The following is a 15373-nucleotide window of genomic DNA, read 5'->3' as shown; positions in this document are numbered from 1 at the left end:
AAGATATTAGCATCATAATGCCTTGATTACATAGTTACTTTACTATTGCTACTTTTTTTGCAGATTGTTCCACGTTATTGCCTTCAACACATGGAAATCGCTGCATTTTTTTATATCTTTTTCAACTAAAATTAATAATGGTTTATCTTGTCTCATGAACAAAATATTCAATTTGTTTTGTGCAGGCAATCTTTGTTTATCTACTCGTAAAAAAAATTTATATCCTCCACCCAAAAAAATTACATTAAATCTGATTTTATCTATTCTTGTCAAGAATGGTTCTAAAATGGAATTTTGACCCGCGAAATCAAGATATCGTAAAATTAAAATATTAAATTCATTTAGTTTATCAACGTTTTCCATTGTTAAGATATCCTTTATTTTAGTTTCGTATGGCCCGAGGGAAACTCGTCTAAATAATTCGTGAGTAGTGATTGATGCACGCCACAGAACAGATAAAAAAAAGAATGATAATTTATCAAAAGCATACTTATCAATTTTATAGCCCTGTCCGTCAGCTATAAAATTTCCGGGATCAAATTCACACAACAATAATCGGCTTGCATAATCATCATAAACCCCCAAGCTATTATCACATTCTTTACAAAGGATCTTTTTATCATATATGCCTTTTGGGACCCTCTTTTTCCGAACATTGTTTTTACTTGATGCAAGCGCTAAAGAATGGTCATTGGTATTTTTATAGATGTAATTATAGAAAACTTTTGGTATGATATGTGCATTAACTAATACTTTCTCTTCCCCACATAATTTACATTTCATAAATTATTTTACAGCTTGTTCAATTGTTTTTATCTCAGACTCCCCCAACCCATAAAGCTTATACACCATCTTATCAATTTCATAATCCAGCGCCTGGATTTTTGTTTTGTTTATTTCGCGGGATTCTGTAGTCTTATTTAATTTAAGCAATTGGTCTACCAAGCGAACAATTGTGTTATACAAAGCTTTTTCTTCACTAATCTCTATTATCTTAATTGGCAATTGCATAAAAGCGTTTTTAGCTACGCTCAAATTTCTAAATGTCTTGGTGTAGATAAAATTTAATAATTTTGAATTTATAACACCTAATAAATACCTTAAATCATAACCATTTTTTATTTGATGAAGGATTAAGGCATCTTTAATATAATAATGTCGTAAATCCAATGTCGCAATTATTTTTTTTGCAATGTCAGTTATAATAATTTTTGTTTCATCGAATCTTTTTGGTTCTCCTGGCCGAGCGGTGGCTTTATTTTCTTTCATTAATTCTGGTGCGTACCAAACATACTCACCTTTGTAATCTATTAGATATCGATTAAAATCACTTCTTCTTAAAAGTTGTTTATAATTATTTTTATCTTTGGGTTTGAAAGTCAAAAATTTCTCATCATCTCCGGTTTTTATTCCATAGTAAAATTTCGCGACTTTTTTTAACGGGGTCGTTGCAACCTTTATTGAAAAAACCTGTTTATCTAGTAAAGATAAATCGAAAACTTTTTTGTGTGTTTTATTGAACAGCGTTTGTTTTATTGCACCCTCGAGTTTGAATGCGTTTTGAGATAATCCCCCTACAATTATTTTATTTCCCTTAGATTCATCTTTTTCAAAAACAAAAACAATCGTCGACACTTGCGCTCCACTAAAAACCTTTGCTGGAGGGTTAATCAACATTTTTATTTTTGTATTGTTTAGGATGAAAGTTCGTAGATTTTCGAAACTCTCTAATGATAGCCATGTGTTTGAAACTATATATGAAATTAGTCCGCCTTTTTTCGTGAGTTGTATTGCATTTTCAATGAAACATACGTAGATATCGGATTTTGCCTTGAATGAATAATAATTTTCCCATAAATATCCTTTTATACTTGTGTCAATTCTATGTGGTCTAATATATGGCGGATTTCCAATCACCGCATCAAATCCACCGTCTTTGAATATTTCACAAAAAGCGATTGTGTAATTGAATGGCCTAATTCTATTCAAATTCTTGAAATATTTATACAGGCTATCATTTACTTCTTTATTAATGTATCCCTCAAATATATTAATTTCGTTCAGAATTTCTTTTTTTTCATCATTAGAGATGGATTTACGAAACCGCTCCTTAAAATCAATTAATTTTTTTATTTCATCGTCAAACTTGTCAAACAGATTCAAATTATTTTCCTTTTCTTTTAACTTCTCCCCTCCAATCAAGGAATTGCCACAACGAATATTTAGATTCAAGTTAGGTAGCAAATGATCGCCTCTTAATTCGTTTGGCGTCGCGCCTTCAAGCGCCTTAATCATTAGGTTTAGCTTGGCGATTTCCACAGCTTTGGGATCTAAATCAACGCCGAAAAGGTTGTTTTGCAATATTTTTTTCTTTATTTCAAAACCTAAAAGCCCACCTTCCTTCATTACTCTCTTGTATGCCTCAAAAAACTCATCAAAAGCACGAATTAAAAACGAACCCGAACCGCAAGCAGGGTCCAAAACTCTAATTTTCTCTATATCCTCTTTTGTTTTAGCTTTTTTCAACAATTCACCCACTGTCTTTTTGACAATATAATCAACAATGTAATCAGGAGTATAGTATATACCTTGCGATTTTCGTTTATTTTTTTGTTTTGCCTTCATTACATCTTCTTTCTTCACGTTCCCCTTGGCTATCTCTCCCAGATAATTTTCATATACTTCCCCAATAATGTGAACACTAAGTTTGCTAAAATCGATTTCGTCTAATTCTTCTATAATAGGGATTATTACATCGTTGCTAATTTTAATTTCATCAATAGTATTTTGAGCAAAAAGCTCAGTGTTGAACTTCTCGTTCATTACCTTAAATTTCTCCTTCAACTCTTCGTACTTGGGCAATTTTGAAGATAATATTGCACGAAGATGATTTTCATAAACAATGCCCTTATCATGACAAATATCAATAAAAATCATTCGATCTAATATCTTCTGCGCCATTAAATCAACTTCCTCAAGGGTATATTTAGAATAATTTTTATTTATAAATTTTCGTAAATTCTCGCGCCAATTTTTTATCTTGCTGAAAAATTCTTTTTTTATTTTTTCTTGCTCTATATCTAGCTGTTCAGGATAATATATCGGATCAGGATCAATAATTCCATTCTTTTTAATTAAATTTTCTTTTGAAATTAAATTTAGAAATTGCATCCCCTCATCGGACAATAAATCCACGTAACTGCTCTTATCTGCGTTAGGCCATAACAAATCGTAAAAAGCATATTTCTTCTCTTTGTATAATCGACTATGATGAACACTGTACAATCGCCATTCAATAAAATTAGTCAAAATACCCCAGGCCACCCCTTCCGCTTTGCAATAATTAAATAGTTGCTGCTTAAAAGTTTTGTTGCCGTATGAGCCGTCAAGCATATCTTTTTTCTTGGCATCTTTTGATTCGATAACTATCAATTTTGAAGATCCTGATTTTAAAACAATATCAGGCTTTTTGCCTGTTTTTACGTCCTGACCGGTATTTATTGCCCAATGAGAGCTGTCCCAGCCGAGAACCTCCATTAATTTAATAGTAAAGCTGGTTTGGATATCTTCTTCAGACCGTCTCTGACCATCTTGCTCTTTAAAATTTTTAACTAAATGTCTGATTTCTATTTTAAAATTTCCTGTCATATTATTAACTTATAACTTCGGCTGATATATTTTGACCTTTTTTGATAGGTTACTATTTGTTGATTTTCCTCAAAACCTCCCTCGCCGCCTCCCTCTCATCCCACGGCATCTTTTTATTATTCTTAACCACAATCGCCTGCTCCGCGCCTTCCATTATCGATTAGTATAGAGGCATATTTTCCATTTAATTACCCCCAACATACCACATCCACCCCCAAAAATCAACCAAAAAACGCGCGAAATCGCGCGTTCTGTGATTGAGATAACGTTTGCGGCTCATCGTCCACCGAAGGCGAGAAAACGACATTTACCATAGGCGCTGTTAGACCATACGTTTATTTTTTCTTACGAAATGGTTCAAATTTCAAATAAACAATAACAGCTATTGAAAACAACAATAATCCCCAACTAAGCATAAAATTTCCTAAAGCGATGATTGACTCTTTTAATCCAAAAAATGAAAAACCTATCACAGAGACTGTTAGGGCTGCGACGATTCCAATGTAAATAAGATATTTTGTGATTGGTTTTTTGACATCCTTTTGAAAGATTCTTAACAAAATTGTTGTCCATAATCCGGTTACCCCCAATAAACCCAGTATAGCAATCAGCCATAGTAAGCTGCCAAATGCGCTATTAAAAAGAGGGATCTCGCGTATAAAACTTACAGCAAACATCGCATAAAATCCGCTTATTGCCAACAATATTAAGCCAAATATATTTTTAAATATTTTCATACATAATTGGTTAATGTTTAAGTGAACCTTTTGGCCAACTACCTTTTATATTTAACTCCCTAATTAATTATTCCCCCGCCTCCTCAAACACTCCCTCGCCACCTCCCTCTCATCCCACGGCATCTTTTTATTGTTCTTCTTTGCGTAGTTATCTTGTCGCTATATCCGGTACTTATCAATTTTAACAAGTCCATTACTTAAGCAATTTAAAAATATTGCTGTAATCATCTGTCCATAGGTCAGCAGCGCTGATATCTATTTTTTCAGCGAAATCATCGGAACTGTTATTCAAGTTTTTAATCAAATTTTCATTCTTGCTTAGCAAAATCCACAGGGCAGTCGCGGTATTTTGGTCTATATCACCATTTGAAGCAATAATCTCGGCATCGAGGTGGTTATATTCGGCCAGTTTTAAAACTACCGGCGTCAAATCAATATAAAGGCTGGAAATATTCAAGGCAATCACTCCGTCATTATTAAGATGTTTTAAATATATGTCAAATGCTTCTTTAGTTAAAAGATGAACTGGAATCGAATCATTGGTAAAAGCATCAATGATTAAGATATTATAATTTTGAAAATTTTCTCGCTCAAGCGATAGCCGTGCGTCCCCCTCTGCAATATCTATAGTAGCCTCTGAATTTTCCACGTAAGTGAAATATTTTTTGCTGATGTTTGTAACTTCGGGATTAATCTCATAAAACTTGAAATAATCCCCGCTCTGTCCATAAGCTGCAATGGTGCCCGCGCCCAACCCGATTATGCCGACTCGCTTCGGCTTGTCTTGATAGCGATCAAGAAGAAGGCCGACACCGCTTTGGTGGCCATAATAGCTTGTGGGATTTTTTTGTTTACATTCTTCAGTCAATTGCGAGCCGTGAAGAATATTGCCTGATATTAACTCTCTCCTGGGCGAGCCTTCACCGGAGGAATTAAATGACTCCACCGTTAACATACCATAAAAATTCCTGGATTTTTCCAGCACCTTCGAATCGCCTTGTGGATTATCATAAATCATGGCTCCGAAACAAAAAATAGAAAAGAATACTATTAATGCAACAAAAATATAATTTTGCGGTTTCCCTGAAAATTGAAATTTTTTATCAAATTTGTAAAGAGTGAATTGTATTTGGCCTGAACCGGTTTTAACTATTTTCCAATGCCAGCTTGCCTCTTTTAAAATAACAATTAACGTGATAATCACACAAACAACAATTATTAGAGGGAGTTCCGCATAGGTATTAAAAATTAAAGGAGCAATAATGCCGGCAAAAATGCCTCCCGCAATGCCACCCGCCGCGATAAACAAATAAAATGAGGTTAAATAATCAGAGACAGGTTTTAATCTAACCAATTCGTGATTGCAAGCAAGGCAAAATAAAAATAAAATGAACAAATACGTGATTAGATGCGAAAAAAGATGATTAAGTCCAATAAAGAGGAACAGGCATATAACGCACAAAATTAAAAAATTTGGGAATAAATTATTGCGCCGCTTTTCATTCTCGGCTCTTGAAAAAGCAATAACAAAGGTTATTAAATACAAGCTAAGCGTAGCCACCCAGAGAAAAGGGATCACGGAAATATCATGTGAAATTTTCTCAGTAACGGCTAAAAGCAAAATAGAAGTGGATGTTGCCAGAATCAGCCAGTACAATTTCATTTTTATTGTCGGCTTTTCAGTATTTCGGATAGAAATGACTTTTTCAACTATTATTTTTTTCTTCCTAAATAAAAACAAACCCGAGAATAGACATAAAACTACGAACAGAATGAATCCGACTATCCAAAAGTTTGCTTGAGCGCTTATAGGCATTAAAGGCTCAAATAAAAAAGGGAAGCTCAAAAGCGCGAGTAGAGATCCGGCGTTTGATATCGCGTATAATTTATAAGGGGACTTTTCAATGTTTTGTTTGCTAAACCAGCTTTGGAGCAGGGGAGAAGTTGAAGAAAGGATAATGGCGGGTAAGGCCACGGACGCACTTAATAAAAGCAGGATGAGAAATACAGGGTTGTCGCCGACAGTCGGTTTCCATATCGCTTCCGGCAGAATTGACAATGAAATGGCGGCAATGATTAATAACGCAACGTGAACCGTTATTTGTTTTTTATTTGATAAGTATTTCGTGATTAAATGAGCATACAAATATCCCAGAAACAGTATTGCCTGAAAAAAAAGCATGCAAATCGTCCAGACAGAAGCGACGCCGCCAAACCAAGGCAAAATGTGTTTGCTGATGAGTGGCTGGATTTGAAAAAGCAAAAAAGCGCTGATAAAAATTGTCAAACCATATACTGAATAGATTAAAATATTCATTTTTGGTTTTGGTTTTGAATTTAACATTTTTATGAATCAATGCAAATTAACACCGCCTCCTCAAAACCTCCCTCGCCGCCTCCCTCTCATCCCACGGCATCTTCTTATTGTTCTTCACCACAATCGCCTGCTCCGAACCCTTGCCGGTCAAAACCACCAAATCCCCGGCGCCGGCCAAATTCATGGCCTTGGCAATGGCTTCTTTTCTGTCCAATATCTTAAAAAGATTTTCATTCAATTTTTTCCCAACCCCGATCGCGCCGGCCGCCACTTCATCAATTATTTTTTGAGGATCATCATCGTACGGATCTTCATTGGTGACAATGACAATGTCCGCCTTTTCGCCGGCCATCTTGCCCAAAATCGGCCGACGGGCCACATCGCGTCCGCCCCCGCACGAACCCAAGACGTGAATCAATTTATTTTTTTGCATCAAATCAAGCGTCTCATATAATTTCGCCAAGCTGTACGGCTCGGGCGCGTAATCGACAATGACCGAAAACGGCTGACCCTCATCTATCAATTCCATGCGTCCGGGAATGACTTTCGCGGCCTCGAGCGCGGCTTTTATTTTTTCCAAATCAAGTCCTTCGTTCAAACCGATGGCGATCGCGGGCAAACTGTTGTAAACATTGAACTTGCCCAGCAAACGCAAATTTATTTCAAGGCCTTTAACGGAAAACGAGGTGCCCAAAGTCGAGACTTTAATATTTTCCGCAAAAACGTCGCTTAATTTGTCTTGGGCGCTGAAAATCAATTTTTTGTCAGCCGGAAAAGACAGGAAATAATCGGAGTGCTCGTCGTCTCGATTGACGACCATGACTTTTTTGATTTCTTGACCGTTAATTTTCTTTCGCGGCCGCAAAGTCAGGAATTTGAAAAATTTGCCTTTGGCTTTTTTGTAATTTTCAAAACCTCCATGAGCTTCGATGTGCTCCGGAGTTAAATTCGTAAAAATAGCGTAATCGAAATTAATGCCAAAATGGCGAAATTGCTCCACGCCTTGCGAAGAAACTTCCACCACCGCGTATCGGCAACCCGCGTCAACCATTTTTTTCAAAAGTTTTTGCAATTGAAAACGGCCGAGCATGGTCATTTTCGTTTTGTTGAGCCATTCTTTGTCGCCGATTTGAAATTCCGAAGTGGAGGTGTAACCGACTTTGGCGCCTTCGCTCGCCAGGGCCTTGGCGATCAATTTTACGGTCGATGACTTGCCGTTCGTGCCGGTCACGCCGATGACAATCATTTTTTCAGAAGGATTGCCGAACGCAAAACGCGCCACAATCGCCAAAAATTTGTGGTAAAGCGATAAAACGCTTTTGGGAATGAATTTTTTTATTAGAGACTTCATATATATAAACTTATCATGGGCGATGAGGAGAGGCAATAGGCGTAGTAGCTTGTAGCTTATTAGCTTATTAGGTGGATTTAAGCCGCCGCTTATGATTCTACCGCTGCTTTGTGGATTCCCGCCTGCCTGCCGCCTGCCTGCCGGCAGGCAGGGTAGGCAGGGAGCCCCGAAGGGCGGAATGGAGAAATCCCTCATTGATTACAAAAAGGGATCTCTCCACTACGGCATGCCCCGAGCGAAGTCGAGGGGTCGAGATGACAACGATGGGTGGCCGGAGAGGCAATAGGCGGTGGTAGCTTGTAGGTTTTTAGGTTATTAGAAAGGCCAACAAGATACTAAGAACCTACCTCCCTAAAAACCTAACAACCTAAAAAAAACCCGCCTTTATCTTTATATGAAATAATGCTATTATAAATCAACGATATTAACCAACCCCTGAAAATATGCATCGAAAAGAAAAATTGGACAGTCTTTTAAGCCAAGAAATCGCGGAAATCATCTCCAGGCGCCTTGACGCCCCGCTTGACTTTTTGATTACCATTGCTAATGTTGACAGTTCCCCCGACCTGGAAAGCGCAAAAATCCATTTCAGCGTTTTGCCGGACTCCAAGGAAAATGAAGCCAAAAAATTCCTCATTTTAAGAAGCGGGGAAATTAAAAAATGGCTGGCCAAGGGAACAAGGTTTCGAAAAATCCCCAAATTGCGTTTTGTTTTCGAAAAAACGGAAAAAAAGGCGCGGGAAATCGAAGAAATTCTTAATGAAATCAAAGATGAAAATACTGGAAAAGAAAATTTTGGACAAGATTGACGAAAGCCGAGATGTTTTAATCGTCTGTCATAGAAATCCTGACGCGGACACCATCGGTGCGGCCGCGGCTTTTTTTTATCACTGCCAAACAAAGAAAAAAAACGTCGTCTGCTTTTGCGCGGATTTGACGCCCGAGTCATTGAAGGAAACACGACTGGTTTTAATCAATTCGATTCTTGAAAACGAATTAAACAAATTCCAAACCATTGTTTGTCTTGATTGCGGGGAAATCAAACAAACCGGCATTGCCGATTTAATAATGAACAGGGACAAAACCTCGACTTTGATAAATATCGATCATCATTTCACCAATAACAATTACGGCGATATCAATATCGTTAAACCCGAAAGCTCCTCCACTTCCGAAATCGTTTATCGATTATTTAAAAACAATCTAATCAAGCTGGACAAAGGATCGCTCAATTCGCTTTTGACCGGCATTATCTCGGACACCACCTTTTTTTCCAACGCGGCCACCACGCAAGCGAGCATGGAAATTTCCTCGGAATTAATGAGCCGAGGCGCCAGAATAAAAGCGGCCTTGCAAAGTTTATGGAAAAACAAAAACTTCAAGACTTTAAAATTTTGGGGCAGGGTCTTTTCCGGTTTGAAATACAATGAAAAATATAAAATCGCTTTCGCGGCCGTTACCGAAAAGGATTTGGCGGACAACTTCGTCGATGATGACTCGGTCAACGGCATTGCCAATTTCCTGATGAATTTGTATCAGCCGAACATCATAGTTGTTTTGAGAGAAACCGGGGAGGGAAAAATAAAAGGCAGTATCCGCACGACCAAAGACAATATCGACGTTTCCAAATTGGCCATGGCCCTCGGCGGCGGCGGACACAGACGCGCATCGGGATTCACCTTGGACGGAAAAATAATCAAAGAAGACGGACATTGGCGCGTGGTATAAACCGACGGCGGCGATCCGCCGCCGGTTGGTAGAGACGCGCCGTGGCGCGTCTCTACCATGACACGCGCCAAACAAAAAAATCGGCCGGGCGGCCGATTTTTTATTTATTAAAAATTATTTTTCCTCAATCGGCATTTGCACGAACGCGATATTGGCCACGCTGTCCCCGGCCGCCTTAAATCGCATAATGCGAACGCCCTGCGTGTCGCGACCAAGGCTCGGAATGGAAGTGAACGGGATTCTGATCACCTGACCTTTTTGAGAAATGATAATAATGTCTCGTTCTTTGCGATCTTTGGGATCAACCACTTTGCCGAATATCGCTTTGCCGTTCTTTGAAGTGACCTTAGCCGTTCTGATACCCGAACCGCCTCTGTTTTGAACTTTATATTGCTTGATTGACGTTCTCTTGCCATAACCCAGTTCCGTGGCCACCATCAATTCATAACCGGCTGACAACTTGGCGTCCATAACGTCCATACCGATCACTTTGTCCTCGCCTTTGAGACGAATACCGCGCACGCCGGCCGCGGAACGCCCCATGGCTCTGACGTTTTTCTCATCGAATCGAATGGACTGGCCGTTTGAGGTCACCAAGAAAACTTGGTCCGCGCCGGAAGTCGGCTTGACCCATTTCAATCTGTCTTCGTCTTTCAATTTGATGGCGATCAATCCGGATCTTCTGACATTGGCGAAATCGGAAAGCGGAGTTTTTTTAATCAAACCTTTTTTGGTCACCATCATCAAATATTTGGTGCTCGCCAACTTTTCCATGACCAAGACAGAAGAAATTTTTTCTTGCGGCGCCAATTGCAGGAAATTAACAATGGCCTGGCCTTTGGTGGTTCGGGCGCTTGGCGGCACGTCGTATGACTTGAGCTGAAACACTCGTCCGCGAGTGGTGAAGAACAATAAATTATTGTGCGTCATGGTGGTGAAGAATTGCTCGACCACGTCCTCTTCTTTGGTGGCCAAACCGATCACGCCCTTGCCTCCTCTTTTTTGAGACTTGAACGTTTCCGGCGGCACTCTTTTTATATAACCGTCTCTGGTGATCACCACGATCGTCGATTCATTGGGCACCAAATCTTCTTGCGCGAATTCACCCACCCCGCCCGGCACGATTTGCGTGCGCCTCTCGTCCCCGTATTTTTCTTTAATTTCCAACAGTTCGTCTTTGATAATGCCCGAAATCCTCTTATCGGAACTTAAAATGGCTTTCAATTCTTTAATCAAGGCCATTTTTTCCTTCAATTCTTCCAAAACCCTCAAACTCTCCAAATTGGCGAGATTTTGCAATCTCATTTCCAAAATGGCAATGGCCTGGCGTTCGCTGAGTTTGAATTTTTTAATCAAACCGATTTTCGCTTCTTCCTTATCTTTGGACTGTTTGATCAATTTGATGACCGCGTCGATATTATCAAGGGCGATTTTCAATCCTTCCAAGATATGCGCTCGATCTTCCGCCTTGCGCAACTCGAATTCCGTTCTTTTTCTGATCACGATCCGGCGGTGAGAAAGATATTCGCCCAAAATATCTTTGAGCGTCAACACCTTCGGCTGAATGCCGTCAACCAACGCCAACATATTGACGTTGAAGGCGCTTTGCAATTGTGTCAATTGAAACAAACGATTCAATATTTTTTTCGGATAAGTGTCTTTTTTCAATTCGATAACGATTCGAACGCCTTCTTTCGACGATTCGTCTCGTAAATCCTTGATGCCTTCCAATTTTTTGTCCTTGACCAAATCCGCGATTTTTTCCAAAAGAGTGGCTTTATTGACTTGAAACGGCATTTCGGTCACCAAGATTCGAAATTGACCGCTTTTTTCTTCGACGATTTCGGTCTTGGCGCGCATCACGATTTTGCCTCTGCCCGTGGCATAGGCCTGCTTGATTTCACTGCTGTCGAATATCAAACCGCCGGTCGGAAAATCCGGTCCGGGAATGAATTTAATAAGGTCTTCAACGTAAGCGTCGGGATTTTCAATCAAATACACCAAACCGTTGCATAATTCCGTTAAATTGTGAGGCGGAATATTGGTGGCCATGCCCACGGCAATGCCCATCATGCCGTTTAAAAGCAAATTCGGCAGCTTGGCCGGCAAAACCAAAGGTTCTTTTTGCGTGCCGTCGTAATTTGGCACGAATTCCACGGTTTCCTTATCAATATCAAACAGCAATTCTTCGGCCACCGCGTCCAATTTGGCTTCCGTGTACCTCATGGCCGCCGCGCGATCTCCATCCATTGAGCCGAAATTACCTTGGCCTTTGACCAACGTATATCTCATGGAAAAATACTGAGCCAGACGAACCATTGATTCGTACACGGCCACGTCGCCGTGCGGATGGTATTTACCCAGCACTTCGCCGACCACGGTCGCGGATTTTCTGAATTTGCCCGAGTATTTCAACCCCAACGTCCACATGGCGTATAAAATTCTTCGATGAACCGGTTTCAATCCGTCGCGCACATCCGGCAATGCTCTGGAAACGATGACTGACATCGCGTAATCCAAATAGCATTTTTGCATTTCTTCAACCAATGATTGAGGGATCAATTTGCCCGCGACAGGTTCGCTCTGGCCACCCTCGTCAACCGGTTTGATTTTCATGTCTTTCTTTGGCATAAATAAAAAAATTATTGCCTAACCGTTTTTTTATTATTGATTATTCGGCTCGAGCGGTTGCGGCAAACTTTTTATGTCCGACTCGCTCTCCAGTTTGTTTTTCAATTCATCGATCGCCTGCTGTTGACTCTGTTCCTTCTTTATATAATCCGTAAAAATTTGATAATCCGACACGTTGGTTTTTATCTGATCGAAATCTTCCTTGAATTTATCGGAAATGCTATCGATGCTTTTTTGATTGTCGCTCTCGCTCAATTTCACGGCGATATCGTTGAAACTGATACGCGTATTGATCAGCCAAACCGCCAAAAAAGCCAAGCTGAATATGGCCACGAAGAACCACAAAAACAATTCACGCTTGTTTTTTCGACTGATTTTTTTGGACGGGGTTTCTTCCTGATGTTCTATCAATCCTTGCATGATATTATTATCCAAGTCTTCCTCGGACACTGGCTCCTCCGGCGTTTCCCGCTCAACGCGATCCGAAGACTCGTCGATTATCGAGTCTGTTTTTTCTTGCTCGGCCTCTTCAAAATAATCCGCTCCATCGGCCGGCTGTCTTTTCTCTTCCGCATTCACGTGAATGTTTACTGGAATTTTACGCTCCCCCCTGTTCATATTATTTTTCCAAAATTATAATTTTGATCTCTTCTACCGGCAAAGCCTTTTTGGATAATTTTATCTTTTTCTCAGTCTCGGCCGCGCCGCCCATTTCTTTTCGAAAAGCGTTGACGCTGTCCAAATCATAATTCAAGTTTTCTTCGCGATAATGCATGGGAATAACGATTCTCGGGTCTATTTCGCGCACCACTTTGGCCGCGCCCGCCGCGTCCAGCGTATAAGTGCCGCCCACGGGAATAAACAATACATCAACATCTCCCAATTGATCCAATTGCTCTTCGGTCAGCTGGCATCCCAGATCTCCCAGATGCGCCACGGTCATGCCTTCGACGTCATATCTATAAATAATGTTTGATCCGCGCTTTGCGCCCTCTTCATTGTCATGCCAAGAATTAAAACCGGTGATGAATACCTTTTTTATTTCATATTCTCCCGGCTGAGTGATGACAAACGGGATATTTTCGAGATTTCCGGAAACAGCCGCGCTGTTTGAATGATCTTTATGATCGTGGCTGACCGTGACGATATCCGCCGACATTTTCGGCACCCGAAGTCCGATACTTTTATCGTACGGGTCGGTGATAATCACCAATTCCTTACCCTCGAATTTGCAGGTCAATTTGAAGCAGGAATGCCCGAAAGATGAAATATTCATAAAATCTTTGAGTGAATTAACTGGGTTTAATTTATCATATTTTTTCAAGAAAGTAAATATTTGGAGTGAGCTTGTAGGTGGCTTTATGCTTTAATTTCACCTAATAAGCTAACAAGCTACAAGCTACCTCCTTTGCCTCAAAACAGCCCTTCTTGACACCCCCTAAAAATCTGCTAAACTATTACCATCTTATATTTGAAAGGAGACATTTACATGTCTATCGCAACAGAAGCCAGCGAATTCGACAATTTGCTGCAAGACAACAAAGCGTTCACCCAGATTCCCAGCGTCGGGGATTTGATTAAAGGAGTGGTTATAAATTCGTCTCACAAGGAAGTCCTGGTGGACGTAGCCGGCCTGACCACGGGCGTTATTCGAGGCCGAGAATTATACGGCGGATTCGAAACCTTAAGCGAGCTTCAGCCGGGCACTGAGATCGAGGCCACGGTCATGGAACTCGAAAACGAACATGGCCAGATGGAGCTTTCACTGCGCCATGCCGGTTTTCAAAAAGCTTGGGAAACATTGAAAGAATTCATGCGCGAAGGCAAGATAGTGCCCGTGAAAATCACGGACGCCAATAAAGGCGGTTTGCTCGCCACATTGAATCACGTTTCCGGGTTTTTGCCCGTTTCGCAATTGGCGCCGGAACATTATCCGAGAATTCAAGGCGGAGATAAAACGAAAATTCTGGAAAAACTGAAAACTTACGTGGGTTCAAAATTCGAAGTTAAAGTTTTAACCGTTGACGAGAAGCAAGAGAAACTGATCGTTTCGGAAAAAGCGGCTTGGGAAGAAACCCAAAAAGACACTTTGGCCAAATACAAAGTCGGCGACGTGGTGGAAGGAAAAATCACGGCGGTCACCGATTTCGGAGCCTTTGTGGAATTCGGCGAAAACCTCGAGGGTTTGGTGCATATTTCCGAATTAGCTTGGCAGAGAATCGATGATCCCAAGGAATTGTTTAAGGTGGGTCAACCGATCAAAGCCGAAATCATCAATATCGACCGCTCGAAAATCTTCTTGTCCATAAAGAAATTGCAAGAAGATCCTTGGGACGGTATCGAAGACAAATTCAAAGTCGGCGATGTCGTGGAAGGCACGGTCTTAAAGACCAATCCTTTCGGACTTTTCGTGGAACTCGCCGAAGACATTCACGGCTTGGCGCACATTTCCGAATTGACTGACAAGCAAATTTCCGATCCTTCCGAAATCGCCAAACCGGGCGACAAGCTGAAATTCAAAATAATCTCGCTCGAACCCAAAGATCATCGACTGGGATTGAGCTTGAGAAACGACAGGCCTGAAAAAAAGGAGCCTGAAGAAAAAAAGCCGGAAGAAGAAGATAAAAAAGAATAGACCAATATTGATAATAGATAAAGGATCCCGCATTAGAAAACGCGGGGTTCTTTTTTTGTCTTTCGCAATGAAAAAATTCGGGAATTCTCACTCTTTACAAAAATTGGCTATTATGATAAGCTTCAAACAGAATTAATAAGCCAAATGATAGAATCGTCGAAAAATCGAAAGTATTGGCGCAACAAATTATTCCCTAAAATTAGCTTAAATTACCAACTCAAATGATATTCGCAAAGCTAAAAAAGCGACTCTCAAACAACCTGTTCTCAGTCTAGAGATCGAAGGGAATTTTTACAATCCAAACTCTTGATTTTTCCGCCGGTCGG

11 protein-coding genes are annotated in these 15373 nt (G+C 40.2%); 3 read left to right on the top strand and 8 right to left on the bottom strand.

What is annotated here, in order from left to right:
• Nucleotides 1-48 precede the first annotated feature (48 nt).
• The 5 genes from VMX18_04360 to VMX18_04340 form a co-directional block, all read right to left on the bottom strand.
• Nucleotides 49-783, bottom strand: a complete 735-nt coding sequence (locus tag VMX18_04360) for a hypothetical protein (GenBank protein HUT22593.1) — start codon at nt 781-783, stop codon at nt 49-51.
• Nucleotides 784-786: 3 nt separating this feature from the next.
• Nucleotides 787-3648: an N-6 DNA methylase gene (locus VMX18_04355; GenBank protein HUT22592.1), complete on the bottom strand. Its 2862-nt coding sequence runs from the start codon at nt 3646-3648 to the stop codon at nt 787-789.
• 335 nt (nt 3649-3983) lie between these two features.
• Nucleotides 3984-4385: a hypothetical protein gene (locus tag VMX18_04350; GenBank protein HUT22591.1), complete on the bottom strand. Its 402-nt coding sequence runs from the start codon at nt 4383-4385 to the stop codon at nt 3984-3986.
• A gap of 193 nt (nt 4386-4578) precedes the next feature.
• Nucleotides 4579-6729: a fused MFS/spermidine synthase gene (locus VMX18_04345; GenBank protein ID HUT22590.1), complete on the bottom strand. Its 2151-nt coding sequence runs from the start codon at nt 6727-6729 to the stop codon at nt 4579-4581.
• A 19-nt stretch (nt 6730-6748) separates the two neighbouring features.
• A complete protein-coding gene (locus tag VMX18_04340; protein HUT22589.1) occupies nt 6749-8053 on the bottom strand; it encodes a UDP-N-acetylmuramoyl-L-alanyl-D-glutamate--2,6-diaminopimelate ligase in 1305 nt (434 codons plus the stop codon).
• Nucleotides 8054-8496: 443 nt separating this feature from the next.
• Here VMX18_04340 and rbfA point away from each other — a divergent pair, with 443 nt between their 5' ends.
• A complete protein-coding gene (rbfA, locus tag VMX18_04335; GenBank protein ID HUT22588.1) occupies nt 8497-8862 on the top strand; it encodes a 30S ribosome-binding factor RbfA in 366 nt (121 codons plus the stop codon).
• Nucleotides 8825-9781, top strand: a complete 957-nt coding sequence (locus VMX18_04330) for a bifunctional oligoribonuclease/PAP phosphatase NrnA (protein HUT22587.1) — start codon at nt 8825-8827, stop codon at nt 9779-9781. Before rbfA ends, VMX18_04330 begins: the two co-directional genes overlap by 38 nt.
• Nucleotides 9782-9895: 114 nt before the next feature.
• Here the strand turns inward: VMX18_04330 and gyrA are convergent, their stop codons facing one another.
• From gyrA to VMX18_04315, 3 genes are read right to left on the bottom strand one after another with little or no spacing between them, the layout of a single operon-like run.
• Entirely contained in the window at nt 9896-12412 is a 2517-nt protein-coding gene (gene gyrA, locus VMX18_04325; protein ID HUT22586.1) for a DNA gyrase subunit A, read from the bottom strand.
• A gap of 33 nt (nt 12413-12445) precedes the next feature.
• Nucleotides 12446-13030 (bottom strand): hypothetical protein, encoded by a 585-nt coding sequence (locus VMX18_04320; protein HUT22585.1) that lies wholly within the window; start codon nt 13028-13030, stop codon nt 12446-12448.
• Between the two features lies 1 nt (nt 13031).
• Nucleotides 13032-13688 (bottom strand): MBL fold metallo-hydrolase, encoded by a 657-nt coding sequence (locus VMX18_04315; GenBank protein ID HUT22584.1) that lies wholly within the window; start codon nt 13686-13688, stop codon nt 13032-13034.
• A gap of 213 nt (nt 13689-13901) precedes the next feature.
• Between VMX18_04315 and VMX18_04310 the strand changes: the two genes are divergently transcribed.
• Complete coding sequence (locus VMX18_04310; GenBank protein ID HUT22583.1) at nt 13902-15047, top strand: S1 RNA-binding domain-containing protein; 1146 nt, start codon at nt 13902-13904, stop codon at nt 15045-15047.
• The last annotated feature ends 326 nt before the right edge of the window (nt 15048-15373 follow it).

The organism is Candidatus Bipolaricaulota bacterium (assembly GCA_035528115.1).
GTDB lineage: Bacteria > Patescibacteriota > Patescibacteriia > UBA11705 > DATKZF01 > DATKZF01.
The sequence above is the reverse complement of the archived record's forward strand: the minus strand, read 5'-3'. Positions and strand labels throughout refer to the sequence as shown.